The organism is Rhodococcus sp. PAMC28707, assembly GCF_004795915.1.
Taxonomy (GTDB): domain Bacteria; phylum Actinomycetota; class Actinomycetes; order Mycobacteriales; family Mycobacteriaceae; genus Rhodococcoides.
Genome location: NZ_CP039253.1, coordinates 298,358 through 322,685, shown reverse-complemented (window position 1 = coordinate 322,685; position 24,328 = coordinate 298,358). Strand labels below are relative to the sequence as shown.

Genomic DNA, 24,328 nt, shown 5'->3' with positions numbered 1-24,328 from the left:
CCTAGGAGGGTGTCGAAGAACGGGTGGGGGATGTGGTCGGGGGGACAGTCGAGCTGTTCGGCGGTGAATCGAGCGCCCGCACCGTCACCGATTCGGGGCGAGCTTGTTCGGGCGTCGGCAACGTCGTGCCGGGTAGAGCGGTGGCCGCTGTGCCGTAGGCAACGGCTCGGCGGAGCTTGTCCGGACCCGAGCATCGTTCGATATCGGCCAGGATGTAGCCGGCGAGCGAGGAATCGCCCGCCCCCACGGTGCTGAGGGCCTCGATCCGAGGTGGGGTAGCGAACCATGCGCCCTCGGCGGAGACGAGTACTGCTCCCGCGCTGCCGAGCGTCGCGAGTACTGCGCCGACTCCCCGTTCGAGGAGTATCCGGCAGGCAATGACGGTGGCCGTCGGATCGCCGGCCGCTGCAGCGCGTTCCAATTCTTCGGCATTCGCTCCGGTGAGTTGAGCCAGCTCCTCGGAGTTCGGCTTCACCAGGTCCGGAGCCGAGCCGGGGAACGAAGCAGCGAGGGCGAGGAGCGGCGCGTCGGACGTATCGACGGCAACCTTCGACGGTGTATCGCGTAGTGCCTGCACGATGCTCGCGTACCAGTCGGTGGCGATGCCGGGCGGAAGTGATCCGGACAGTACGACCCATGCGGCGTCCCGTCCGAGATCGACAACGGTGTCGAACAAGTCCTTCTGCGTATCGACGGTCAGGCTTGCTCCCGGTTCGTTGATCTTCGTTGTTGTTCCACCAGGTTCGCTGATGGTGATGTTGGTTCGAGCCTGTCCGCTCGTCGGAACAGCGCAGTAACGGACGCCTTTCGCCGCCAACGCAGTCAGGAGCGGATCCGTCGGCGCTGCAGGTAGGACGGCCATCGCCTGCACTCCGGACGAGGTCAGGACCCGGGCCACGTTGACGCCTTTTCCTCCGGGATCGCTGACCGTTTCCCGCGCTCGGTACACCCCGCCGCGTACGAATTCGGAATCGAGCACGACTGTTCGGTCGATGCTGGGATTGGCTGTCAGTGTGACGATCATGCGATTACGACCTCGATTCCTTTGTCGGTCAAACTCTTTCGGTCGATCTCGTCGATCTCGTCGTCGGTTATCAGAACGTCGATGTTGTCCAGGCGGCCGAAGCTGACGAGGTGCTCTCTGCCGATCTTGGATGAATCCGCCAGCACTACGACATGGTTGGCGGTGCGGACCATTGCTCGTTTTACCGCGGCCTCGTCACTGTCGGGCGTGGACAACCCATGCCCGACACTGAGTGCGTTGGTCCCGATGAATGCCACATCGACACGCAGCCACTCCAACGCCGACAATGCTTCCTCGCCCACGGCGGCCTGCGTCGTACCGCGGACTCGGCCGCCGAGAATGCGAAGACTCACCCCCGACAGTGGTGCGACACGAGCAGCGATGGGAATCGAATTGGTGATGAGTGTCAGCTCGCGTTCGTTGGGGAGAAGGGCGGCGAGCCGGCCGGTGGTGGTTCCTGCGTCGAAAACGGCGCTACCGCCGTTGAGTGGGAGGTAGGCGAGAGCTGCGGCCGCTATTGCGTCCTTCTGCTCGGCCCGCGTGTACTCGCGCTCGCCGACGCCCGGTTCGGCGGCGGTCAAGGTCGACGCCGGAACTGCTCCACCGTGGACCCTGCGGATAACCCCGAGGCGGTCGAGGACGGCAAGGTCGCGTCGAACGGTTTCGGTTGTCACGCCGTATGTGGTCGACAGATCTGCAACGGACACTCGACCGCGGTTGCTGATCACCTCGGCGATTGCTTGCTGGCGCTCTTCTGCGTACACCTGCGCCTCCCTCCGAACTATTGTTGGTTTATGTTGTTTTACGCCCGTATGTGTTGACATGTCAAGGGCAAAGAGTAATCTCAGTCACATCAGTGGTAGATCTACGAGCTGGGCCACACCTGTTTCGAGAACTCCATTTTTTTCAAGAACCGAGGAGGACGCATGGCGGGATCGCTTCGAGCCGATACACGAGAAGGTGCCACGGCTGCAGGACAAGGCCTGACACTGTCGGGCTCGTCGGTTCTGCATGGAACGCCGGTAGTCCCGGGTGTCGGTTACGGCCCAGTCATTCGTCCGGGCAAGCGTCCGGACGTCCCGGTCGATACAACTGTCGTCGACGAGGCTGGGCGAGGAACCGAACTCGAACGCTTCCGTTCGAGCGCGGCGAATGTTTCGGCGAGGCTGCGTGCCCGTGCGGAACTGGCCACCGGCGCAGCGTCGGAAGTGCTCTCGGCAAATGCGGCGATGGCCCAGGATCGAGGCTGGATCGGCGCCGCCGAGAAACTTATCGGGAAAGGTGCCCCCGCAACTTCGGCAACCGTCGCCGCAACCGAGCAGTTCATCGCAATGTTCACCAAGCTCGGCGGACTGATGGCCGAGCGCGTGACCGACCTGCGTGACATCCGCGACCGCGTTGTCGCCGAAATACTGGGGATCCCCGAGCCGGGGGTTCCGACTCCCGATACGCCCTCCGTACTCTTCGCCGACGATTTGGCGCCTGCCGACACGGCGGGACTCGATGCACGTCTGGTTCTCGCACTGGCAACATCACTCGGTGGACCGACAAGTCACACCGCGATCATTGCGCGTCAGCTCGGCATCCCGTGCGTCGTGGCGGTCACGGGGCTCGACGACGTCACCGAAGGTGCTCCCGCTCTGGTGAACGGAATCACCGGCGATATCGTTCTCGAGCCCGACGCGACCCTCGCGAAAGCCTCGGTTGACTCGGCTCGAGCCGAATTGGATCGGGTGTCCCAATGGGCAGGGCCCGGAGTTACGGCAGACGGCCACCGAGTCGACATCCTTGCCAACGTTCAGGACGGCGCGGGAGCTCGCGCAGCGAGGAAGACTGCCGCCGACGGGATCGGACTCTTTCGAACCGAGCTGTGCTTCCTGGACCGCGACTCGGAACCGACCGTCGACGAGCAGGCCGAAATCTACGGTCAAGTTCTCGATGCGTTCGCCGGGCACAAGGTTGTCGTTCGTACCCTCGACGCCGGATCGGACAAGCCCTTGCGCTTCGCCAACCATCCGGACGAGGCCAACCCCGCACTTGGTATTCGCGGCATCCGAATCGCCGAGCAGGACCGAGGAATTCTCTATCGTCAGCTCGACGGGATCGCTGCTGCTGCCGCGGCCACCAACTCGAGTCCTTGGGTAATGGCACCCATGATTGCCACACCGGCAGAAGCAGCTGCATTCGCCGCCGACGTCCGCGAGAGGGGTTTGACTCCGGGCGTCATGATCGAGGTTCCGGCCGCGGCGCTGCTCGCCGAGCACATTCTCGAGCATGTGGAGTTTCTGTCGATCGGAACGAATGATCTGGCGCAGTACACCATGGCTGCCGATCGGATGTCCTCCCAACTCGCATCGCTCACCGATCCGTGGCAGCCGGCGGTCATCGCGCTGGTCGCCCACACCGCGAAGGCAGGTATGGCCGTGGGCAAGCCTGTTGGAGTATGCGGAGAGGCCGCCGCCGACCCACTGCTGGCGTGCGTCCTGGTGGGCTTGGGTGTCACGTCACTGTCCGCTGCGTCGGCTGCAGTCGCACACGTAGGGGCGAAATTGTCCACGGTTACGCTCGAGCAATGCCGGCGCGCGGCCGCGGCCGCGTCGAAGACCGACAGTGCCACGGCGGCACGTGAGGCGGCAGCGTCGATCCTGAACGAGTGACGAAGCGGCAGGCCCTAGGATTCGAACCCGTGAGAAGACAATTCGGATGGACCCTGCACGGCAACGGCAAGAACGTCGAGGCAGGGGCAGTTGTGGCACCGGACCAGCGCCTGTCGTGGCCGCGCACCGTGGGTATCGGTATGCAGCACGTCATCGCCATGTTCGGTGCCACGTTGCTCGTTCCCACGGTGACCGGATTTCCCGTCACCACGACCCTGTTGTTCTCGGGCATCGGTACCGCGCTGTTCCTCGTGATCACGCGGGGGCGCATCCCCAGCTATCTCGGATCCTCGTTCGCTTTCATTGCACCACTCAGTGCGGCGCAGGCAAGTGGCCCCGCCGCGCAACTCGGCGCCGTCATGTCCGTAGGCGTCGTGCTGACCCTCGTCGGATTGGTCGTCAAGTTCGCGGGCGGACGACTCATCGAAGCGGTGATGCCTCCGGTCGTCACAGGTGCGGTCGTGGTTCTCATCGGACTCAACCTCGCTCCCGCAGCGACGTCGTCGTTCGAGGCGCAGCCACTCGTGGCCGCGGTGACTCTCGCGGCGATCCTGCTGGTGACCGTCGCCGGTCCGGGACTGCTCGGACGCCTCGGCATCCTTGTCGGTGTCATCGTCGGATGGGTTTTCGCTGCGGTGTCAGGGCAGATCTCGGACGTCAAACTCGACGCGATGAGGGCTGCAGAATGGATCGGTATTCCCGAATTCCGCGGACCGACGTTCGAATTGTCCGTCGTACTCATCGCACTACCCGTCGTCATCGTTCTCGTGGCCGAGAACGTCGGGCACGTCAAAGCAGTATCGGCAATGACAGGTAAGCAACTCGACGACCTCGCCGGAGACGCACTCATCGCAGATGGATTGGCGACGACGCTGGCAGGTGCTGCGGGTGGCTCGGGCACGACGACCTACGCCGAGAACATCGGCGTGATGGCGGCGACCCGGGTGTATTCGACCGCGGCCTACTGGGTGGCCGCGGTGACGGCCGTAGTGCTCGCGTTCTCGCCGAAGTTCGGCGCGTTGGTGTTCACGGTCCCGGACGGAGTCATCGGTGGCGCGACATTGGTTCTTTACGGGTTGATCGGCCTGCTGGGTGTGCGCATCTGGTCGGACAGCAAGGTCGATTTCACCGATCCCGTCAACCTCGTTGTCGTCGCTGCTGCCATCGTTGCCGGCATCGGCGATCTGACACTGACGGTCGGGTCGGTGGAGCTCGGCGGTATCGCCTGGGGATCGGTCGGAATCTTGGTCGGCTATCCCGTTCTGCGCGCCCTTTCTCGCACACAGCGCCGATAACAGCACTTTCTTCGGTCACCGATTCCGCGCGGCTCGGTCATCGACCGGTTGACCTATTCGGCCGTAGGCTCGAATGACGTCAGTTCACCGGAGGTGACCAATGGTGCCGCCGGTTGGCAATTCGAAGGAGACCGAAGTGGAACGCACGATATTCGATTCCGAGCACGACATGTTTCGCGAGTCGTACCGCAAGTTCCTCGACCAACACGTTGCGCCGAACCACGCTAAGTGGGAAGAGCAGAACCTCGTCGATCGTTGGGTGTGGGTAGAAGCCGGAAAGCAAGGATTCCTCGGCACCGACGTGCCGGAGGAGTACGGCGGTGGCGGTGTCAAAGACTTCCGCTACAACGCCGTCGTCACCGAGGAAACCACCCGCGGCGGCTACAGCGGAATCGGATTCACGCTGCACAACGACGTCGTCGCGCCATACCTCATCAATCTGACGAACGAAGAACAAAAGCAGCGTTGGCTACCCGGATTCAGTTCCGGTGAGTTGATCACCGCGATCGCGATGACCGAGCCCGGTACCGGTAGCGATCTGCAGGGAATCAAGACCAAGGCCGTTCGCGATGGAGACGACTGGGTCCTCAACGGGTCCAAAACCTTCATCACCAACGGAATCAATGCCGACCTCGTCATCGTCGTAGCCTGCACCGACCCCGACAAGGGTGCGCAGGGATTCAGCTTGCTCGTCGTCGAGCGCGACATGCCTGGTTTCGAACGCGGACGCAATCTCGACAAGATCGGGATGAAGGCGCAGGACACGGCTGAACTCAGCTTCACCGACGTTCGCGTGCCCGCCGCGAACCTTCTCGGTGAGGAAGGGATGGGCTTCATCTACCTGATGCAGAACCTGCCTCAGGAACGACTGTCCATTGCGGTCGTCGCAGCAGCCGCCATGGAGTCGGCGCTCGACATGACAATTCAGTACTGCCGTGATCGCAAGGCATTCGGTAAGTCCATCGGCAAATTCCAGAACACACGATTCGTGCTGGCGGAGTTGGCAACCGAGACGACCGCCTCACGGATCATGGTCGACAAATTCATCGAACTGCTCAACGACGGCAAGCTGACGGTGCAGGAAGCCGCTATGGCCAAGTGGTGGACCACCGAGAACCAGGTGCGTCTCATCGACCGCTGCCTGCAACTGCATGGCGGATACGGATACATGAAGGAATACCCGATTGCCAAGGCATACATGGACTCTCGGGTGCAGACGATCTACGGCGGAACGACCGAGATCATGAAGGAAATCATCGGGCGGGGACTGAATCTCTAGTTCTCACCTTTCGATCGATACAGTTAAGGACCGCAACCTCGAAACACGAGGTTGCGGCCCTTCGTCTGTACGAACTCGCTGATCAGAGCTTGCGCATGACCGTGACGACCTTGCCGAGGATGGCTGCGTCATTGCCCGGGATCGGTTCGAACAATGGGTTGTGCGGCAGTAGCCATACCTCACCTTTGGTGCGCTTGAACGTCTTCACCGTGGCTTCGCCATCGATCATTGCTGCAACGATGTCACCGTTGTCGGCGACACTCTGCTGTCGAACCACGACCCAGTCGCCATCGCAGATCGCTGCTTCGATCATCGACTCGCCGACCACTCTCAGCATGAACAGTGAACCCTGGCCGACCAGTTCGCGGGGGAGAGGGAAAACGTCCTCGACCGCCTGCTCGGCAAGAATTGGTCCGCCGGCTGCGATTCTTCCCAGTACTGGAACGAACGTCGGAGTCGGCAGTTGATCCTCCGCAGGCGCCGAACCGTCGGCAACGGCTGCCGCGTGGTCTGCCTGTACCTCGTCGAGCCCGCGAACATCCACTGCGCGTGGGCGGTTCGGATCACGTCTGAGGAAACCTTTGCGTTCCAACGTCCGAAGCTGATGAGCGACCGACGACGTAGAGGTCAGCCCGACTGCATCCCCGATCTCCCGGATGCTCGGCGGGTAGCCACGCTCGGTCACCGAAGCTCTGATGACCTCGAGAACTTTGCGTTGACGTTCGGTCAGGCCCGCATTGACGTCGGTGCCCTCACCTTCGAATGCCTTCGCCGTCGGCACCGAGGGCGCCTTGGCGGTTGTGGCGGTCTTGGCAGCCGGCGCGGGGACCTTTCCACCGGTGGCACTTCCGAGCGTCTTTGCGCGCACTGCCGTAGCCTTCGTCTTCCCGCTCGCCTTGCCGCTCGTCTTGCCCGTGGACTTCGGTGACCCTGACGAGGTCTCTTCTTTCATTCGTGCATCCTCCTGCATCGCCTTCCCCTGCCGGGCATCTCGTGTGCTCGAGTGGCCCGAACGCGTGGTGTGGATGTGACGTGTGGTTTCTGACACGAATCTAGCCCGAAAACCCTGTTCGATCAAACATCTGTTCGATCCGTGTCGTAACTTCTGCTGACATTGTCCGACCCGCGTGATAGAACTTCGAACAAGCGTTCGTCGAACGCCTGATCGAATAAAGGTGAAAGTCGCGTCGGTCGCGAGCATCGCCACGGTCGATCTGTACACCGCAGTGGAGGTTCCGATGAGCATCACTACAGAGCGGACCAGTGCTCTCACCAGGCTCGCAGCAGCAGGTCGGGGTATAGACGGTCGGGGTATAGACGGTCGCGACACCCTCGATCGCACAACGCGCTCGGGCCAGCCCGTCCGTACTTCTCGCCCACGCACGTCTTGCGCGTCACTCGACCGTCGACGCTACCTTCACGCTGTCGCGCAACAGGACGGTTGCAACCGGGTCATCGATCACAGCTCCGCCGATCGAAGCTTCGACGACGAGGCGCCACGTCAGACAATGTCGTGGACCGCCACGATCGCGGGTGTGTTGATCACAGCCATTGTTCTTCTGGGCTTGGTAGGGCTTGCGAATCTACGCGCCGGATATCTCGACGGCGGCTCAGCCGGTGCTGTCACGGTCGTCGAGCAAGGTGGATTCGTCGGTACTGCGGGTCAGGATCTCATCGCGGCCACCGACTCGGGCCAGTGATACAACCATGCCTGAAGTACTGCTCGTTGATCGAGCCAGGTACGCGACACTGGGCTCGATAGCACTCCGAGTATCCTCGGTACCTGCACCTCTTGCGCTACCTACGAGATGGTGTGACGGCTACGACGGAGGCTCTTACATGCATTGCCCGTTCTGCAAGCACCCCGACTCCCGAGTGGTCGACTCCCGTGAGGCGGACGAAGGTCAGGCGATCCGTCGTCGTCGCTCGTGCCCGGAGTGTGGACGCCGCTTCACCACAGTGGAGACCGCTGTTCTGGCTGTCGTGAAGCGCAGCGGAGTCACCGAGCCCTTCAGTCGGGAGAAAGTAGTGCGAGGCGTCCGTCGTGCCTGCCAAGGCCGTGATGTCGACAACGACGCTCTGAATCTGTTGGCTCAGCAGGTCGAGGATGCAGTTCGGGCATCCGGATCAGCCGAGATCCCCAGCAACGAGGTCGGACTGGCTATTCTCGGTCCGCTTCGCGATCTCGACGAGGTTGCGTATCTACGGTTCGCGTCGGTGTACAAGTCCTTCAGTTCGGCCGAGGACTTCGAGAAAGAAATTCAGGGCCTTCGCGACCATCGACAGCCCGCTGTCGCTGTCGACTGAAGAGCGCGTGCGCTCGACGGGCGAGAATCGGTCGACTCGAGGCCTCACTGTTGGCTGATGGCCTGGATTGCTTTTGTGATCCTCTTTTCCGATATCGGGTACGCGGTCCGAATTCCTTGCGCGAAAAGTTGAATTCGTAACTCCTCGATCATCCAGAAGATCTCCTGCACTGGTTTGCTCTGCTGTCTGGCTTCAGGAAGCGACTTCAGCAGTCGGTCGTATGCCTCGTAGACTCGATCGAGTGCGTTCATTCCGGTTTCGTCCCTGTTCGCACTGCTGGGTAGTGAGCCGAGTCGCCGAGTAGCGGCCGTGAGGTATCGGGGAATTTCAGCGAGCCTGGCAGAGCCGAATTCGAAGACGAAGCCATCGAACACCAGAGCGGCTAGTTGTTCGCGGACGTCATCGGCGGCGTCGCCGTCTGCTCGTTCGAGTGCCGCTCGAAGCTCCACGGCCGCAGTCAGAATCGGTCGAATCAGTGCAAGGACCCGAGACGTGCGTTCGGTTACCTCGGCGTTCACCGCCTTGACCAACGCTTCGAATTCTTCCGGCGAGCGGACGGGACCGCCGTGCGCACTCATCGACTCGTCGATTGCTGTCGTGCGGCAGTCCTCGAGCAAAGCTTCGATGCTGCCGTACGGATTCTGTCCGAGTGCGATTCTTTCCTTTGTCGGAATTCCAGCGATGAGTGCCTTTGTGCCGCGCGGTGCACGCTCGCTCAACAGTGCCCTGGTTCCGTTGCGCATTGCGGCACGTTGCTGGGCCGGTGTACTCAGTACGCGGACCGCGACGCCACCGCTTTCCGGTACGAGTGCGGGATATCCGGTGACACGTTGGCCGCCTACAGAACGTGAGACGGTCTCCTCGAGAGTTCCCAGAGTCGAGGACGTCCATGCCAGCGTTGCCGCCCGCTCGGCTTGGCCGACGGCACTGGCAACTTCGCGGTTCACTCGCGGTGAGAGGGTCCGTCGGAGGGCAGTCAGGTCCTTGTTCGATCCGAGTACCTCTCCGTTGATATCCACTGCGACGAACGTCATCCGGAGATGGTCGGGGAGCTCCGAAGTCTGAAAGTCTGCCGGATCGATCCGGCATGAACCCAACCGCGAGAGTTCACGAGCCAGCGCGGTGAGAACGGGTTCCGATCTCGGCTTCATCGCCGTCAGTGCGGCGGCGGCAAAGTCGGGAGCGGGCACCACATTGCGTCGTAAAGTCTTGGGCAGCAGTTTGATCAGTGTGCTGACAAGTTCTGCTCGCATGCCCGGGACCAGCCAGTCGAATCCGACCGGTTGAACCTGCGCGAGCAGGGCGATCGGGATGCGGGCGCTGACTCCGTCGGCGGCGGAACCGGGCTCGAACTGATAGGTCAGCGGAAACTGGATCTCGCCCTGGCGCCACGCATCGGGATACTCCCCACCGAGTACGGATGCAGCATCCGGATTGACGACGGTCGATGCCGTGAAGTCGAGTAGATCCGGCGTCGTGCGTCGCGTCTTCTTCCACCACGTGTCGAAGTGGCGAGCGGAAACGGCTTCCGCCCCGATTCTCTCGTCGTAGAACTCGAAGAGTGCATCGTCGTCGACCACGATGTCGCGACGGCGGGCCCGATTCTCGAGCTCGCCGACGTCGTCGAGCAGTGCGCGGTTCTTGTGAAAGAACGGATGCTGCGTCGTCCACTCGCCCTGCACCAGTGCATGCCTGATGAACAGCTCGCGTGAGACTTCGCCGTCGATGCTGTGGTATCCGACCGGTCGGCCGGTCACGAGAGGAAGCCCGTACAGGGTGACGCGCTCGTACGCCATGGCAGAGTGGCGTTTCGTGGACCAATGTGGCTCGGAGTACGTTCGTTTCACCAGATGTGGGGCGAGTTTTTCGGCCCATTCGGGTTCGATTCGGGCCGTCATCCGGCCCCACAGACGTCCGGTCTCGACCAGTTCGGCCGCCATCACCCAGCGTGGAGGCTTCTTGAACAGCCCGGACCCGGGGAATATCGCAAAGTGGGTTCCGCGGGCACCGAGGAATTCGCGTTTGTCGCCTTCTTTGACTCCGATGTGCGAAAGAAGTCCGGCCAGGAGCGCCTGGTGCAACGAATCGTGCGAGCTCGGCGCGTCGGGCACAGTCCAGCCGAGACTTCTGGTGATCTGACGTAGTTGACCGTGCAGATCCTGCCATTCGCGCACCCGGAGATAGTGAAGGAATTCGTTTCGACACATTCTTCGAAACTGATTCGACGACAGGTCGTTTCGTTGGTCTCGAAGGTATTCCCACAGTGCGGTGTACGACAGGAAGTCCGAGTTCGGAGCCGTGAATCTCGCGTGCTGCTCATCGGCTGCTTGCTGGTGTTCGGCGGGACGTTCGCGAACGTCCTGGATGGACATCGCAGAAACAACGACGAGAGCGTCGGCGAGCGCGCCCGTCTTGTTCGCTTCCACGAGCATGCGGGCCATGCGTGGATCGACTGGCAGCTGAGCCAGCTCGCGTCCGATCGGCGTGAGCTCGGACTCGCCGGTGGTCGAGGACGGCTTCAATGCCCCCAACTCTTCGAGCAAACCGATTCCGTCGCGAATGCTGCGCGGATCGGGCGGCTCGACAAAGGGGAATGCATCGATCTTGCCCAGGCCGAGGGCGGTCATTTGCAGGATCACCGAAGCGAGGTTGGTGCGGAGGATCTCCGGTTCGGTGAACGGTGGCCGTGCATCGAAGTCGTCCTCGGAGTACAGACGGATGCAAATTCCGTCGGCCACACGGCCACATCTACCTGCCCGCTGACGGGCCGATGCCTGCGAAATCGGCTCGATGGGGAGTCGCTGGACTTTGGTGCGCAACGAGTAACGCGAGATTCGCGCGGTACCAGGATCGACGACGTATCTGATTCCGGGGACCGTCAGTGACGTCTCGGCGACGTTGGTCGAGAGAACGACGCGGCGGCCGGTGTGCGAGGAGAACACTCGATGCTGCTCATCAGCGGACAAGCGCGCATACAGGGGCACGACCTCGGTGTTGCGTAGTTGCCGATCGCGCAAAGCATCGGCCGTATCGCGGATTTCGCGTTCACCGGAGAGGAAGACGAGAATGTCGCCTTCACCTTCGGCCATGAGTTCGTCTACGGCATCGCATGCTGCGTCGACGGGATCTCGGTCGAGAGTGGTCTCGCCTGCATCGACCGTCAGGGGCCGGTAGCGCATCTCGACGGGGAACGTGCGTCCGGACACTTCGATGATGGGGGCCGGTACGCCGTCGCGGGCGAAGTGCTGGGCGAACCGTTCCGGATCGATCGTTGCGGAGGTGATGATCACCTTCAGATCCGGCCGGCGGGGAAGTAGCTGAGCGAGGTAGCCGAGGATGAAGTCGATATTCAGACTTCGTTCGTGAGCCTCGTCGATGATGAGCGTGTCGTACTGGCGGAGCATCCGGTCCCGTTGAATCTCGGCCAAGAGAATTCCATCGGTCATCAGCTTGACCAGCGTCGAGTCCGAGGATTGATCGGTGAATCTGACCTTGTAACCGATCGATTGTCCAAGGGTCTCGCCCACCTCCTCGGCGATGCGCTCGGCAACCGTTCTGGCAGCGAGTCGACGGGGTTGGGTGTGTCCGATGGATCCTCGAATCCCACGGCCGAGCTCGAGACAAATTTTGGGAATCTGTGTCGTCTTTCCCGATCCGGTTTCGCCGGCGACGATCACGACCTGATGTTGCTCGATGGCAGCGGCGATGTCGTCCTTGCGGCGGCTGACCGGAAGCGCCTCGGGATACTCGATTTTCGGAAGCGCCGCCCGCCGATTCGCGGTCAGAATCTCGGCGCGAGCGATCTCGGGTTCGATCGCCGCCAGGGCATCGTCGGTGCGGGCACGTTCGAGCTTGCGTCGGAGTCGGTGGGCGTCGCGCACGGAAACCGCCGAAAGTCGGGTGGTCAGGGTGCGTCTGAGACTCGAAGACGGGGATGTTGATGTGGACATGCTGCCCACCAGGGTATCTGCCCGGTGGCGCGAGAGCCGGACTGCCCGACGCAAACGTGGGGAAATCACTGCCGGTCCGTGCCAAGATCGACTATGACGACCTCGCGGCGTGCGCCCGCTGTACTCGGTACACACGTGCTCGTGAGGGCATTCCGGCTTCTGTTTGCTGCGCTCACGTTCGCGGCGCTCTCGTGGATCGTCGCCCGAGGCCTGGACAGTAGCTCGTTCTCACTCGCCAACTACTTCAGCTACTTCACCGTGCTCAGCAATGTTCTGACTGTCCTCGTGCTTGCCGTGGGCGGGGTGGCGGACCCGCAGGGGGAGCGCTGGCAGTTGTTCCGCGGGGGTGTGACGTTGTACATGGTCATCACCGGGATCATCTACGCCGTTCTTCTCGCCGGGATCGATGTCGGAGTCGCTGATCCGTGGACCAACAATGTGGTTCATCGAATCATGCCGGTGGTGCTTCTGATCGACTGGATCGTGGTGCCGCCGCGTCGCAAGATTTCCGACGCACAGTCGCTGATCTGGCTGGTCTTTCCCTTCGTCTACGGGATCTACAGTCTGATCCGCGGTCCGATCCTAGACTGGTACCCGTATCCGTTCCTCGATCCGCGGGGCCAGGGATACGTTGCGTTGGTGATCGGTCTGCTCGTACTCACCGTCGCCTTCGTGTTGATGGCACTTGCGGTGAACACAGTCGGCCGGCTCGGCAGCCGATGGCGGTACGGGGCACGATCGGACGCAGTTCGTTGACTAAGCTCGGAGCCATGTCTTCTGTGGCTGATACTTCCCCTGAGTTCACCCCATCCGCTCTTTGGCACGGTTTCGCCGATATGGGTACGGTGACCAGGACAGGCCCCTTCGTCGTCTCACGTGGCGAGGGAGCTCATATCTGGGACCGGGACGGCAACAAGTATCTCGATGCAACTGCCGGGCTGTGGTTCACGAACGTCGGTCACGGCCGGACCGAGATCGCCGACGCCGTCGCCGCCCAGCTCGGATCGCTGGCGCACTACTCCAATTTCGGTGATTTCGTCCCGGAGACGACGCTGGCTCTGGCGGAGCGGCTCGGGAAGATTGCGCCCGTCGCGGGTAGCAAGGTGTTCTTCACCTCGGGTGGTTCCGACTCGATCGACACAGCGGCGAAATTGGCCAGGCGTTACTGGCACGAGGTGGGCAAGCCTGGGAAGACACTTATTGTCGGACGTGAAAAGGCTTACCACGGAATGCATGTCGCCGGTACCGCACTGGCAGGTATAGCGGTGAATCGGGAGAACTACGGCGAGCTGATGCCGGATGCGCGCACTGTCGCTTGGGACGATGCGAAGAGCTTGCTGGCTCTCATCGAGGAAGTCGGTGCCGACAAGATCGCAGCGTTCTTCTGCGAGCCCATCATCGGTGCTGGTGGGGTCTACCTGCCGCCGAAGGGGTACTTGCAGGAGGTACGCCAGATCTGTCGTGACAACGACGTACTGTTCGTCGCGGACGAGGTAGTGACCGGTTTCGGCCGGATCGGCGGCTCGTGGTTCGCGTCGACTCGTTTCGACCTGCAGCCCGACCTGATGACCACTGCGAAAGGACTCACCTCGGGATACGTCCCGATGGGAGCGGTGTTCGTCGCCCCGCACATTGCCGAGCCGTTCTACTCCGGCGGTGTCTGGTGGCGCCACGGTTATACCTACGGTGGACACGCAGGGGCTGCGGCCGCGGCGATGGCAACACTGGACATCATGGAGCGCGAAAACCTGCTGCAAGAGTCCGCTCGACTCGAGGCATCGCTGCACACCCATCTGGCGCCACTCGCCGACCATCCTCGCGTGCAGGAGGTTCGCAGCGGACTCGGTGCAGTAGCTGCAGTGCAGTTGGTCGATCCGGCCGAAGCGCTCCCCTTCGTCGCGACGCTCCGCAAACACGGTGTCTCCGGGCGCGCTGCAGGGCAGGGTGCAATGCAGATCTCGCCGTCGTTCGTAATGACGGACAACGAGGTGGAAGAACTCGCTGCCCGAATCCTCAGCGCGCTCGGCTGAACCGGTCCTTCAGGCGCTGCACTCGGGTTCGCTCGGGTACAGCGTTGAGCAGTGGGGTTCCAGCTGCCTCGGCAAACCGCTTGTGCAATTGATCGCGGACCTCGTCGGGGGCATACGCCTGCCGCTTGCGTTCCGACTTCACGACGAGGGCGCCTGTCGCGGCAACACCGACGACGCCTGCCATCCCGAGGATCTTCCACAGCTTCATCGCTTCACCGTACTGTGATCGCGGACGGGTGAGCGATCGCTGAGTCCAACGACGAGGTCTTTGGCGAGCATGCGTAGCCACAGCCCATGGTGATGACGACGTCGGAGGGACATCAAGAGTCCTGTGTCGCTGTCGGCGAGGCCGGAATGAAGCGTTTACGTAGTGCGAGTGAGACGTAGACGAGCCCGACGAGGACTGGGACTTCGATGAGCGGTCCGACGACCCCGGCCAGTGCCTGCCCGGATGTTGCCCCGTAGGTGGCGACAGCGACGGCGATGGCGAGTTCGAAGTTGTTACCTGCCGCGGTGAAGGCGAGAGTGGTGGTGCGTCCGTAGCCGAGACCCATCGCGGCCCCGAGGGCGTAACCGCCGCCCCACATCACCGCGAAGTAAACCAACAGTGGCAGTGCGATACGAACGACGTCCAACGGTTGGGAAGTGATCCGATCACCCTGCAGCGCAAAGAGAATGACTATGGTGAACAGCAGGCCGTAGAGGGCCCACGGCCCGATCTTCGGGATGAACTTCGATTCGTACCATTCCCTGCCCTTGGTGCGTTCGCCCAAGTAGCGAGAGGCGAACCCCGCGATCAGCGGTATGCCGAGGAAGATCAGCACAGACTTCGCTATCTGCCAGGGGGAAGCCTCGATGGTGGTCTGCTCGAGGCCGAGCCGGCCCGGTAGGACGGAGAGATAGAACCATCCGAGGACGGCGAACATGAATACCTGGAAGACCGAGTTGATGGCGACCAGTACAGCGGCGGCTTCGCGGTCGCCGCACGCGAGGTCGTTCCAGATGATGACCATCGCGATGCAGCGGGCGAGACCGACGATGATCAGGCCGGTGCGGTACTCGGGTAGGTCTGGGAGGAAGAGCCAGGCGAGAGCAAACATCAGCGCTGGGCCGAGGACCCAGTTGAGTACCAACGATCCGGCCAGCAGGCGCTTGTCACCGGTGACAGTTTCCAGTCGGTCGTATCGAACTTTCGCCAGGACCGGATACATCATGATCAGCAGACCGACAGCGATAGGTAGTGAGACCCCGTCGATCGAGATGGTCGACAGAGCGTCGTTCAGCCCCGGAATCAACCGGCCCAACGCCAAGCCGATGACCATCGCGACGCCGATCCATACCGGCAGAAACCGGTCGAGAGTGGAGAGCTTGCCGACGACGGCCGGATGATCGGAGGTGTTCGCCTGGCTACTCATGCGGTCACCAGTGCGGCACCGTCGGTGGTCGGGTCTGCGGCTGCCAAGACTGACGACAACTGTTGCAGCGCAGCAGGTATAACCCAGTAGTAGACCCAGGTTCCACGGCGTTCGCAGTCGAGCAAACCAGCTTCACGCAACACTTTGAGATGATGGGAGATTGTCGGCTGAGACAGGTCGAACGAATCGGAAATGTCACACACGCACGCTTCACCACCGGCGTGACTGGCAATCAGGCTCAGAAGTCGAAGCCGGGCCGGATCGCCGAGCGCTTTGAACATTCGCGCGAGATCCCCTGCCCAGTCGGCGGACAAGGGCTCGGCAACCAGCGGCGCGCAGCACACGCCGCTGCTGAGGTCGTCGACGGGGAGCGGCTGATTCGACATATGCCTATATTGATGAAATTCGAATCAAACGTCAAACGACTCCAGAGAATGCCTGGTGGGGGAGTTCGAGGTTTCGGGACGATCTAAGCTGGGCGACATGACTGCGTCGCGGATCGATTTGAACACAGCGGTTGATGCGACTCGTACCGGAGACATCTGGATCTTCCGCGGCCATTCTGCTACTGATCGTGCGATACAGACGTTGACCAACAGTCCGGTCAACCACGTCGGCATGGCCGTCGTGGTCGACGACCTTCCTCCGCTCATGTGGCACGCCGAGTTGGGAAAATCGCTGCAGGACATGTGGACCGGTAATTTTCAGCGCGGCGTACAACTGCATGATCTCCATGCGGCAGTGATGCAGTGGTCGAACAAGTACGAGCAGCGTTGCTGGCTCAGGCAACTCGACAGTGCAGTCACACGAGAGCAGGAAGATGCATTGCTGCGCACCATAGCTCGAATGGACGGAACGGCGTTCCCGACTACTGCGAAACTTGCGGGGCGATGGTTCAAGGGGCGCTTGCCGAGCTTCCGTAAGAGTGAGCACCATGCCGCCGCTCTGGAAACAGCGTACTGCGCTGAAGTAGTCGCCATGACGTACGACTCGATGGGTTTGCTGACGGGCAACAAGAAGACGAATTGGTTCGATCCCGGAAAGTTCTGGAGCGGTGACCGGTTACCTCTTGCTGAAGGCGTTCACCTCGGCGACGAGATCGCCGTCGACGTACCTGAGAGTCGGCCGGTCATCGCTGAGTGAACTGACGGAAAAAGAGGCCCGCACACGCAAGTGTGCGGGCCTCTTTCGCCGTGTATTTCGTCTATCGGACAGTTGCTCCATCGAGCGTGCGGCTGGCCTCGATGGCCTGGCCCACGCCTGCGACGATCGAAGCTGCGCGGATCGATTCGAAGATGACCTCACGGTCGACGCCCTCATCGCGAAGGGTCTTCTCGTGTGCCTCGACGCAATGGTTGCATCCGTTGACTGCCGAGACTGCCAGCGAGAACAGTTCGAAATCGGCCTTGTCGACGCCGGGATTGCCGATGATGTTCATCCGCAGACCTGCGCGAAGGTCGTCGTACTTGCCGTCGAGGTAGCCCTTGGTGCGGTAGAAGACGTTGTTCATCCCCATGATGGATGCTGCACCCAGAGCGGCGTTGTAGGCATCGGCGGACAACGTGTCCGCAGCCTCTTCGGCGATCTCTTTCAGCGTTGTAGCGGACTTGGTGGCCGCAGCAGTAGCGAGAAGCGTGCCCCATAGCTGCTGCTCACTCAGAACCGTCGATCGCGCTATGGAACTCAGGTTGAGCTTGAGATCCTTGGCGTACTCCGGAAGAGCATTCTTCAGATTCTCTACGCTCATGTCAGACGCTCGCCGTCAGCAGCTCGCCCGCGTCGATGGTGGGGTCGCCCTTCTTCCAGTTGCATGCGCACAGCTCGTCGGACTGCAGTGCGTCGAGAACACGCAGAACCTCGTCGACGTTGCGGCCGACGGAACCTGCGGTGACCGAGACGAACTGGATCTCGTTGTTCGGATCGACGATGAATGTCGCGCGGTCGGCGACGCCATCGGAGTTGAGAACACCTGCAGCGGTTGCGAGCTCACGCTTGAGGTCGGAGAGGATCGGGAATGGAAGAGTCTTGAGGTCCTCGTGCTGTGCGCGCCACTGGAAGTGCACGAACTCGTTGTCGACGGACGCTCCGAGTACCTGTGCGTCGCGATCGGCGAACTCTTCGTTCAGCTTTCCGAATGCGGCAATCTCGGTCGGGCACACGAAAGTGAAGTCTTTCGGCCAGAAGAAGACGATGCGCCACTTGCCTGCGTAGTCATCGCTGGTGACGGTGGTGAAGTAGTCGTCGGGCTGCTGGGCGTTCACCTTGGACAGGTCTCCGCCGATAACGCCGGTGAGGTTGTACGCGGGGAACTGATCGCCGATTGTCAACAGGGCCATATGGTCCTCCTCTGTAGTGGTGCGCATGCGTCGCGCTCGTGGTGCGCGTCGAATTCGTACATGCACGGTGTCGCGAATGGGTGGAGTCGTGTGTGGAGCGCCGCCGGGTGTAGTCGGTGCTTCCTACGGTCGATCTCCGACATGTACGAGTGTGCCAAAAAATACGCGAAAGGTAAAGGTGATTAGTAGCACTAGACTGATAGGCATGACTGATAGAAGTTATCAACCGACGCTCTCACAGCTGCGTGCCTTCGTCGCCGTCGCCGAGCAACGTCATTTCGGAAGTGCTGCGGCGCGACTGCACATCAGTCAGCCGACGCTCTCGCAGGCCCTCGCCTCACTGGAACAGGGACTGGGCGTTCAGCTTGTCGAACGAAGTACAAGGCGAGTTCTGATGACCACTGCCGGTACACATTTGCTCGAGCATGCACGGGCAACCCTCGATGCAGCCGATGGATTCGTATCCGAAGCATCCGGCATGGGAGGTCGCCTGTCGGGCCCACTTCGTCTGGGACTCATACCCACAGTTGCGCCGTACGTGCTACCCGCCTTGCTCCCGGCGATGCGAGCCGAATTTCCGGACGTGAAGCCGCACATCGTGGAGGATCAGACGGACCGACTGCTGGCCTCGTTACGGTCGGGAGCGATCGACGCGGCCGTAGTCGCGCTGCCCACCGAAGAATCCGGCATCGTCGAAATACCGCTGTATGCAGAAGATTTCGTGCTCGTCGTCCCCGTCGGTCACGAATTCGACGGACGCCGTGATCTGACCCTCTCCGTGCTCGTCGACCTGCCGATCCTGTTGCTGGACGACGGTCACTGTCTGCGAGATCAGACACTGGACCTCTGCCGGTCGGTCGACGCGGTCCCTGCCCCCGGTGACACGAGAGCAACCTCGCTCGCGACGGTAGTTCAATGTGTCGCAGGCGGTCTCGGCGTCACACTCGTCCCGAGATCGGCTGTTGCCGTAGAGATGGGCAAGGGCGCGCTGGGTCGGGCCGAGTTCGCGGACCCGAAGCCCGGTCGGCGCATGGGCCTCGTACACCGTGCGTCGAGTGGGCGCGCCGAAGAGTACCGGGCACTGAGTGCACTGGTCTCGCGGATCGGATCGGCCGTCGCCCAGTAGGTACCCAGTAGCCGACCGTTGAGGTAGCGAACTCAGCCGGCAGTGATAGTGATCTCGTCGAACACGATCTCGCCGAGAGCATCGGACTCCTCGACATCGACGACCGCGTCGAACGACCACCCGTGATCGCCGTCGGGATCTTCCAATACCTGCCTGACCGTCGTCCGGTCGCTGCCAACCGTGAGTTCGAACAATGCAGGCCCACGCGCGGATGGGCCGGTGCCGATCTCGCCGTACTCCTCGAAAAAGGGCTCGAGTTCTGCTTCCCAGTCAGGGCCGTCGTCCAACGCGTCGAGCGCGTTCCACCAACCCGCCGCCGCGAAGTCCACTCGTTTGAATATGGCGTTGCGGACCAACACGCGGAACGCGCGTGCATTGGTGGAAATCGGCTTCGGCGTGTCACCGCCATAGGGTTCGGGCTTGGTCTCGGCATCCTCACCCGGGTCGGTGAGATTTTCCCATTCGTCCAGCAGACTCGAGTCGACCTGGCGAACGAGTTCTCCTAGCCACTCGGTGATGTCCTGCACTTCCTCGGTCCGTGCTTCGGGCGGCACCGTCTGGCGCAGGGCGCGATAGGCGTCGGCAAGGTACCGCAGAACGAGTCCTTCCGAACGGCTCAGACCGTAGTGACTGATCAGCTCCGTGAAGGTCATCGACCGCTCGATCATGTCGCGGACGACGGACTTGGGGGAGAGCGCGACTTCCGTCAGCCACGGATGACCACCGCGATAGATCTCGAAGGCCGGCACGAGAAGCTCGGCGAGGGGCTTCGGCCACGTTACCTCCTCGAGCAGTTCCATTCGCTCCTCGTACTCGATACCGTCCGACTTCATCTGTGCGACTGCTTCTCCGCGAGCCGCGTGCTGCTGAGCCATCAGGATCTGGCGGGGATCGTCGAGTGTCGACTCGATGATCGACACCACATCGACTGCATGCGTATCGGATTCGACATCGAGCAGATCGAACGAGGCGAGTGCGAACGGTGAGAGTGGTTGGTTCAGTGCGAAGTTGGGCTGCAGGTCGACCGTGAGCCGGGCGTGGCGCCCTTCGGCATCCGGCTCCGCGAGCTGTTCGACGATGCCCGCCGAGACGAGACCACGATAGAGCGAGAGCGCTCGGAGAATATGCTTGCGCTGGGCAGGTCGAGTCTCGTGATTGTCCTCGAGCAGATGGCGCATTGCAGTGAAGCAGTTCCCCGGTCGAGCAATGACATTGAGCAACATCGCATTACTGACCGAGAACCTCGAGACCAGCGCCTCGGGGCTCGCGGTGATGATCCGGTCGAACGTCGGCTCACCCCACGAGACGAAGCCATCGGGCGCCTTCTTGCGTTGGACCCTCTTGAGCTTCTTCGGATCGTCACCCGCCTTCGCGACGAGTCGCGCATTCTCGATGTCGTGTTCCGGTGCCTCGACGACGACGGTTCCGAGCGTGTCGTATCCGGCGCGTCCGGCGCGTCCGGCGATCTGGTGAAACTCTCGGGCGCGTAGCTTGCGAGTGCGAATGCCGTCGTATTTGGTCAGTCCGGTGAACAACACAGTTCGGATCGGAACATTGATGCCCACACCGAGGGTGTCGGTGCCGCAGATGACCTTGAGTAGACCGTCCTGAGCAAGTTTCTCCACGAGGCGTCGATATTTCGGGAGCATGCCCGCATGGTGGACGCCGATTCCGTGCCGCACCAGTCGCGAGAGTGTCTTGCCGAAACCCGTCGTGAAGCGGAATTGGCCGATCGCATCGGCGATCTGCTGCTTCTCGGACTTGGATGCCACGTTGACGCTCGTGAGCGCCTGCGCTCGTTCGAGGGCGGACGCCTGGGTGAAGTGCACGACATACACGGGCGCAAGATGCGTCGAGACCAACTCCTCGATGGTTTCGCCGATCGGTGTGCTCACGTAGGAGAACATCAAGGGCACAGGCCGTTCGGAGCCCGACACCACGGTGGTGGGTCGTCCGGTGCGGCGGGTGAGATCGTCTCGAAAGAAAGACACGTCGCCCAGAGTCGCCGACATCAGCAAAAATTGAGCGTTCGGCAACTCGATGATGGGAACCTGCCAGGCCCATCCTCGGTCGGGTTCGGAGTAGTAATGGAACTCGTCCATCACCACCTGGCCGATATCGGAATTCGCTCCCTCGCGGAGAGCTAGATTCGCGACGATTTCCGCGGTCGCGCAGATGATCGGGGCGCCCGCATTGACCGCAGCATCGCCCGTCATCATGCCGACATTTTTTGCGCCGAAGATTTCGCACAGTGCGAAGAACTTCTCGCTGACCAGAGCTTTGATGGGTGCGGTGTAGAAGGTCCGCTTGCCGGCCGCCATCGCAGCGAAGTGCGCACCGACAGCCACCATCGACTTTCCCGAGCCGGTCGGTGTCGCAAGGATGACGTTGGACCCCGACACCAGCTCGATCAAGGCGTCTTCCTGGGCCGGGTACAGATTCAGCCCTCGATCACTGGTCCACGTGGTGAAAATGTCGAACAACGTGTCCGGATCCTGCGCCTCGCTGGTTGTGGGGGCAGGTACGAGTTCGGAGAGGAGCACCGTAACAGGCTATGGTGCGCTGGCCGCGTCGCCTTCAGCGGCCCGCGCGCAGGGCGTGTCAGGTCGCGCTGCGCTCGTCCGCTCCCATGGCACCCAGTACCGCGCGCCTGGTGCCGGCGTTCCCGGTGATCATGTCTTCACCGACTCCGGCGATGAGGAAGTTCCGCCATCGAGTCTCGTCGAATTCCAGGCACGGCGTCGAGGCCAAGAATTCCTCGAGCACGTGCAGGAAATGCATCGGATCGTCACGAAACGGGAAGTGACCGGCGCCGCGAAAGACCGAGAGTCGGGATCCGGGCATCGCGGAATGAGCGAGGTGCGCATGGCTGACCGGTATCACCACGTCCCGATCTCCCCATACGAGCAATACCGGGAGGTTTTCGGTGAGATAACACCGATCGAGCATCGTCACTACCTGGCCACGCCAATCGACGACCGCGCGCAGGGTGCGGAGATATGCCTGGTGCGCAGTGGGATCCGGCAGGCCCGCCAGGACGCGCACGAGATCAGGAGTGTCGTGGAGATGGGCGCCCGGCCGCAGCGGGGTCGTATTCAGTTTTCCGATGAGGTTGCCAGCCAATCTCACGACCGACATGGCTCCGGGGAGGCGCAAGAGCTTGACTGCTTCGCTTGCCAACGGCACCGAAGCCAACCGAAGGAGTGGATGAACATCCTTGGTGACTCCGCCGGCGGAGACGAGAACGAGTCGGTCGACCATGTGCGGAAATTGGTAGGAGAACTGCATCGCGACACCGCCGCCGAGCGAGTGGCCGACCACTGTGACATTGTCGATTCCCAGGACGGACAGCAGGTCTCGCATGCCGTTGGCGTACGCAGCCACCGAGTAGTCGGCGCGGGGTTTGTCGGATTGCCCGTGTCCCAACAGATCGGGTGCGATGACCGTGTGGTTCTGCGCAAGATGCGGAATTATTGCGTTCCACGTTTCGGAGTTGTCACCGATTCCGTGAATCAACAACAGAGCTGGGCCTTCGCCCGCCATCCGGAAAGCTCGCCGATAGCCATGGACAGTGCGGAACATCAATTTCGGCTCGGCATCGGGAACCGGGCGGAGCTTGCGTGTGCGAGGACTGCTCATGTCGCGCCTCCTGATTCCTCACTTCTGTACTTCCTCGACAGCTCTCTTCTCGAAAACTCTCGCACGAGTAACGACGCTCGACGCGACATCGAGAGGAATTCCGGTTACAGGTATGTTTCGTTATCCCACAGGTGCGGAATCTGAACAAAATAGAATGGGTGATTGTGTGAACGTTCACACAATCACCCATCCAATGGTCGAACTATGTGCCGGTCAGTGCCCGGTATCGGTGCCGTCCGTGTCGGTACCTGTCGTATCCAGATCGTCCGGCTCGGCCTCGAACCCGCCCTGTTCGGCGAGGAACTTCTCGAACTCCGCTCCCAGCTCGTCACCGCTCGGAAGGCTCTCGTCGCTGGCGAGAAGCGTCGACTGCTGTTCCTGTGCTGCGACGTAGGTGTCGTACTGGCGTTCGAGCGCGTGTACGACCGACTGCACTTCCTCGTTGCCGGTGATGTGCTCGTCGACCTGCTCTTGCACTCGAGCTGCGGCAGTGCCCAGCGCGACCAACGACAACTCCAGACCACCCGCCTCACCGACATGTTCGAGCAAAGTCTGCGCGGCACTCGGATAGTCCGTTTGAGCCAGGTAGTGCGGAACGTGTACCGAGAATCCCATGGACACATGCCCGTGCTGGGCCATCCGTAGTTCGAGTAGTGAGGACGCACTACCAGGGACCTGGATGTCACCCGACCAGCTGTGCTCCTCGGAGATCAACGACTTGTCCGAGGAATGCGCGGTGACACCCAACGGGCGGGTGTGGGGGATCGCCATCGGGATCGACCCGAGACCGATGGTCCGACGCACTCCCAGTTGCTCGGCCAGCAGACGAACTGCAGTGGAGAACTTTTCCCACCGAAGGTCCGGTTCCATTCCGGCAAGAAGCAGGAACGGCGTGCCGGCGTTGTCTTTGACGGCATACAAATTGAGCTCTGGCGCGTCGTAATCCGAGAAGTGATCGGTCTTGAACGTCATCGTCGGCCGACGTGAGCGGTAGTCGATCAGCTCGTCGACATCGAACGAAGCCACCAGTTCCGTCTCGAGCGTGTCACGAAGATGCTTGGTGGCGAGCTTTACTGCGTGACCAGCATCGGAGAAGCCTTCGAGTCCATGTACCAACACCGGACCGACACCGTCACCGGACATCGTTTGCGGCGCCGGAAATTCCAGCTCGTACATATTCGATTGTTCGTCCATGGCCGAACCCCTTTCCGTTTCTTCGTGCCCACTCGGGGCCAGCACCACGGCCGTAACCGACCTCGCGTGGAGAATA

Annotated in this window: 21 protein-coding genes; 9 read left to right on the top strand and 12 right to left on the bottom strand. The window is 61.8% G+C overall.

The window, feature by feature from the left end; translation table 11 throughout:
• Window position 1 precedes the first annotated feature (1 nt).
• A complete protein-coding gene (locus tag E5720_RS01435; protein WP_136169183.1) occupies window positions 2-1,024 on the bottom strand; it encodes a 1-phosphofructokinase family hexose kinase in 1,023 nt (340 codons plus the stop codon).
• Window positions 1,021-1,788, bottom strand: a complete 768-nt coding sequence (locus tag E5720_RS01430; RefSeq protein WP_136169182.1) for a DeoR/GlpR family DNA-binding transcription regulator — start codon at window positions 1,786-1,788, stop codon at window positions 1,021-1,023. The genes E5720_RS01435 and E5720_RS01430 overlap by 4 nt, the downstream gene beginning before the upstream one ends.
• A 162-nt stretch (window positions 1,789-1,950) precedes the next feature.
• On the opposite strand from E5720_RS01430, the gene ptsP reads away from it, so the two are divergent.
• The 3 genes from ptsP to E5720_RS01415 all read left to right on the top strand — a co-directional run bounded on the left by ptsP (window position 1,951) and on the right by E5720_RS01415 (window position 6,255).
• Window positions 1,951-3,681 carry a phosphoenolpyruvate--protein phosphotransferase gene (ptsP, locus tag E5720_RS01425; protein WP_136169181.1) on the top strand — a complete coding sequence of 577 codons (1,731 nt, stop codon included), beginning with the start codon at window positions 1,951-1,953 and terminating at the stop codon, window positions 3,679-3,681.
• A gap of 29 nt (window positions 3,682-3,710) precedes the next feature.
• On the top strand, window positions 3,711-4,976 hold the full coding sequence (locus E5720_RS01420; protein ID WP_136169180.1) for a solute carrier family 23 protein: 1,266 nt from the start codon (window positions 3,711-3,713) through the stop codon (window positions 4,974-4,976).
• Between the two features lie 136 nt (window positions 4,977-5,112).
• Complete coding sequence (locus tag E5720_RS01415; protein WP_136169179.1) at window positions 5,113-6,255, top strand: acyl-CoA dehydrogenase family protein; 1,143 nt, start codon at window positions 5,113-5,115, stop codon at window positions 6,253-6,255.
• Window positions 6,256-6,337: 82 nt separating this feature from the next.
• Here the strand turns inward: E5720_RS01415 and lexA are convergent, their stop codons facing one another.
• Entirely contained in the window at window positions 6,338-7,036 is a 699-nt protein-coding gene (lexA, locus tag E5720_RS01410) for a transcriptional repressor LexA (protein WP_136172356.1), read from the bottom strand.
• Between the two features lie 457 nt (window positions 7,037-7,493).
• Between lexA and E5720_RS01405 the strand changes: the two genes are divergently transcribed.
• Window positions 7,494-7,955, top strand: coding sequence for a hypothetical protein (locus tag E5720_RS01405; protein ID WP_136169178.1), 462 nt, complete (start codon window positions 7,494-7,496; stop codon window positions 7,953-7,955).
• 139 nt (window positions 7,956-8,094) lie between these two features.
• Complete coding sequence (gene nrdR / locus E5720_RS01400; protein WP_136172355.1) at window positions 8,095-8,562, top strand: transcriptional regulator NrdR; 468 nt, start codon at window positions 8,095-8,097, stop codon at window positions 8,560-8,562.
• Between the two features lie 44 nt (window positions 8,563-8,606).
• Here the strand turns inward: nrdR and hrpA are convergent, their stop codons facing one another.
• Window positions 8,607-12,512 carry an ATP-dependent RNA helicase HrpA gene (hrpA, locus tag E5720_RS01395; RefSeq protein ID WP_136169177.1) on the bottom strand — a complete coding sequence of 1,302 codons (3,906 nt, stop codon included), beginning with the start codon at window positions 12,510-12,512 and terminating at the stop codon, window positions 8,607-8,609.
• 93 nt (window positions 12,513-12,605) lie between these two features.
• On the opposite strand from hrpA, the gene E5720_RS01390 reads away from it, so the two are divergent.
• Together E5720_RS01390 and E5720_RS01385 are read left to right on the top strand one after the other, a co-directional pair.
• A complete protein-coding gene (locus tag E5720_RS01390; protein WP_136169176.1) occupies window positions 12,606-13,268 on the top strand; it encodes a Pr6Pr family membrane protein in 663 nt (220 codons plus the stop codon).
• A 14-nt stretch (window positions 13,269-13,282) separates the two neighbouring features.
• A complete protein-coding gene (locus E5720_RS01385) occupies window positions 13,283-14,542 on the top strand; it encodes an aminotransferase class III-fold pyridoxal phosphate-dependent enzyme (RefSeq protein ID WP_136169175.1) in 1,260 nt (419 codons plus the stop codon).
• Here E5720_RS01385 and E5720_RS01380 read toward each other — a convergent pair.
• From E5720_RS01380 to E5720_RS01370, 3 genes are all read right to left on the bottom strand, one after another.
• Window positions 14,526-14,750 (bottom strand): hypothetical protein, encoded by a 225-nt coding sequence (locus E5720_RS01380; protein WP_136169174.1) that lies wholly within the window; start codon window positions 14,748-14,750, stop codon window positions 14,526-14,528. The genes E5720_RS01385 and E5720_RS01380 overlap by 17 nt on opposite strands.
• A gap of 112 nt (window positions 14,751-14,862) precedes the next feature.
• The gene (gene arsB, locus E5720_RS01375; RefSeq protein WP_136169173.1) at window positions 14,863-15,957 is read right to left on the bottom strand and encodes an ACR3 family arsenite efflux transporter; all 1,095 of its coding nucleotides are present in this window, start codon (window positions 15,955-15,957) and stop codon (window positions 14,863-14,865) included.
• Window positions 15,954-16,343: a metalloregulator ArsR/SmtB family transcription factor gene (locus tag E5720_RS01370; RefSeq protein WP_136169172.1), complete on the bottom strand. Its 390-nt coding sequence runs from the start codon at window positions 16,341-16,343 to the stop codon at window positions 15,954-15,956. Before E5720_RS01370 ends, arsB begins: the two co-directional genes overlap by 4 nt.
• A gap of 97 nt (window positions 16,344-16,440) precedes the next feature.
• Here E5720_RS01370 and E5720_RS01365 point away from each other — a divergent pair, with 97 nt between their 5' ends.
• Window positions 16,441-17,100 carry a hypothetical protein gene (locus E5720_RS01365; protein ID WP_136169171.1) on the top strand — a complete coding sequence of 220 codons (660 nt, stop codon included), beginning with the start codon at window positions 16,441-16,443 and terminating at the stop codon, window positions 17,098-17,100.
• 61 nt (window positions 17,101-17,161) lie between these two features.
• On the opposite strand, the gene E5720_RS01360 is transcribed toward E5720_RS01365, so the two are convergent.
• Both E5720_RS01360 and E5720_RS01355 read right to left on the bottom strand, forming a co-directional pair.
• Window positions 17,162-17,704, bottom strand: coding sequence for a carboxymuconolactone decarboxylase family protein (locus tag E5720_RS01360; RefSeq protein WP_084348715.1), 543 nt, complete (start codon window positions 17,702-17,704; stop codon window positions 17,162-17,164).
• Window position 17,705: 1 nt separating this feature from the next.
• Window positions 17,706-18,293, bottom strand: coding sequence for a peroxiredoxin (locus E5720_RS01355; protein ID WP_084348974.1), 588 nt, complete (start codon window positions 18,291-18,293; stop codon window positions 17,706-17,708).
• Between the two features lie 205 nt (window positions 18,294-18,498).
• Here E5720_RS01355 and E5720_RS01350 point away from each other — a divergent pair, with 205 nt between their 5' ends.
• The gene (locus E5720_RS01350) at window positions 18,499-19,419 is read left to right on the top strand and encodes a hydrogen peroxide-inducible genes activator (RefSeq protein WP_136169170.1); all 921 of its coding nucleotides are present in this window, start codon (window positions 18,499-18,501) and stop codon (window positions 19,417-19,419) included.
• A 32-nt stretch (window positions 19,420-19,451) separates the two neighbouring features.
• Here E5720_RS01350 and E5720_RS01345 read toward each other — a convergent pair whose 3' ends face one another.
• From E5720_RS01345 to E5720_RS01335, 3 genes are all read right to left on the bottom strand, one after another.
• Complete coding sequence (locus tag E5720_RS01345; protein WP_136169169.1) at window positions 19,452-21,962, bottom strand: DEAD/DEAH box helicase; 2,511 nt, start codon at window positions 21,960-21,962, stop codon at window positions 19,452-19,454.
• Between the two features lie 58 nt (window positions 21,963-22,020).
• Window positions 22,021-23,058 (bottom strand): alpha/beta hydrolase, encoded by a 1,038-nt coding sequence (locus tag E5720_RS01340; RefSeq protein ID WP_136169168.1) that lies wholly within the window; start codon window positions 23,056-23,058, stop codon window positions 22,021-22,023.
• 213 nt (window positions 23,059-23,271) lie between these two features.
• On the bottom strand, window positions 23,272-24,252 hold the full coding sequence (locus tag E5720_RS01335) for a PAC2 family protein (protein ID WP_136169167.1): 981 nt from the start codon (window positions 24,250-24,252) through the stop codon (window positions 23,272-23,274).
• Between the last annotated feature and the right edge of the window lie 76 nt (window positions 24,253-24,328).

Bases quoted from the DNA above. Each gene is read 5' to 3' on its own strand.
- E5720_RS01370 (WP_136169172.1), bottom strand. From the start codon at position 16,343: ATGTCGAATCAGCCGCTCCCCGTCGACGACCTCAGCAGCGGCGTGTGC.
- hrpA (WP_136169177.1), bottom strand. From the start codon at position 12,512: ATGTCCACATCAACATCCCCGTCTTCGAGTCTCAGACGCACCCTGACC.
- arsB (WP_136169173.1), bottom strand. From the start codon at position 15,957: ATGAGTAGCCAGGCGAACACCTCCGATCATCCGGCCGTCGTCGGCAAG.
- E5720_RS01340 (WP_136169168.1), bottom strand. From the start codon at position 23,058: ATGAGCAGTCCTCGCACACGCAAGCTCCGCCCGGTTCCCGATGCCGAG.
- nrdR (WP_136172355.1), top strand. From the start codon at position 8,095: ATGCATTGCCCGTTCTGCAAGCACCCCGACTCCCGAGTGGTCGACTCC.
- E5720_RS01335 (WP_136169167.1), bottom strand. From the start codon at position 24,252: ATGGACGAACAATCGAATATGTACGAGCTGGAATTTCCGGCGCCGCAA.
- E5720_RS01380 (WP_136169174.1), bottom strand. From the start codon at position 14,750: ATGAAGCTGTGGAAGATCCTCGGGATGGCAGGCGTCGTCGGTGTTGCC.
- E5720_RS01405 (WP_136169178.1), top strand. From the start codon at position 7,494: ATGAGCATCACTACAGAGCGGACCAGTGCTCTCACCAGGCTCGCAGCA.
- E5720_RS01385 (WP_136169175.1), top strand. From the start codon at position 13,283: ATGTCTTCTGTGGCTGATACTTCCCCTGAGTTCACCCCATCCGCTCTT.
- E5720_RS01350 (WP_136169170.1), top strand. From the start codon at position 18,499: ATGACTGATAGAAGTTATCAACCGACGCTCTCACAGCTGCGTGCCTTC.
- E5720_RS01355 (WP_084348974.1), bottom strand. From the start codon at position 18,293: ATGGCCCTGTTGACAATCGGCGATCAGTTCCCCGCGTACAACCTCACC.
- ptsP (WP_136169181.1), top strand. From the start codon at position 1,951: ATGGCGGGATCGCTTCGAGCCGATACACGAGAAGGTGCCACGGCTGCA.
- E5720_RS01360 (WP_084348715.1), bottom strand. From the start codon at position 17,704: ATGAGCGTAGAGAATCTGAAGAATGCTCTTCCGGAGTACGCCAAGGAT.
- E5720_RS01435 (WP_136169183.1), bottom strand. From the start codon at position 1,024: ATGATCGTCACACTGACAGCCAATCCCAGCATCGACCGAACAGTCGTG.
- E5720_RS01365 (WP_136169171.1), top strand. From the start codon at position 16,441: ATGACTGCGTCGCGGATCGATTTGAACACAGCGGTTGATGCGACTCGT.
- E5720_RS01390 (WP_136169176.1), top strand. From the start codon at position 12,606: ATGACGACCTCGCGGCGTGCGCCCGCTGTACTCGGTACACACGTGCTC.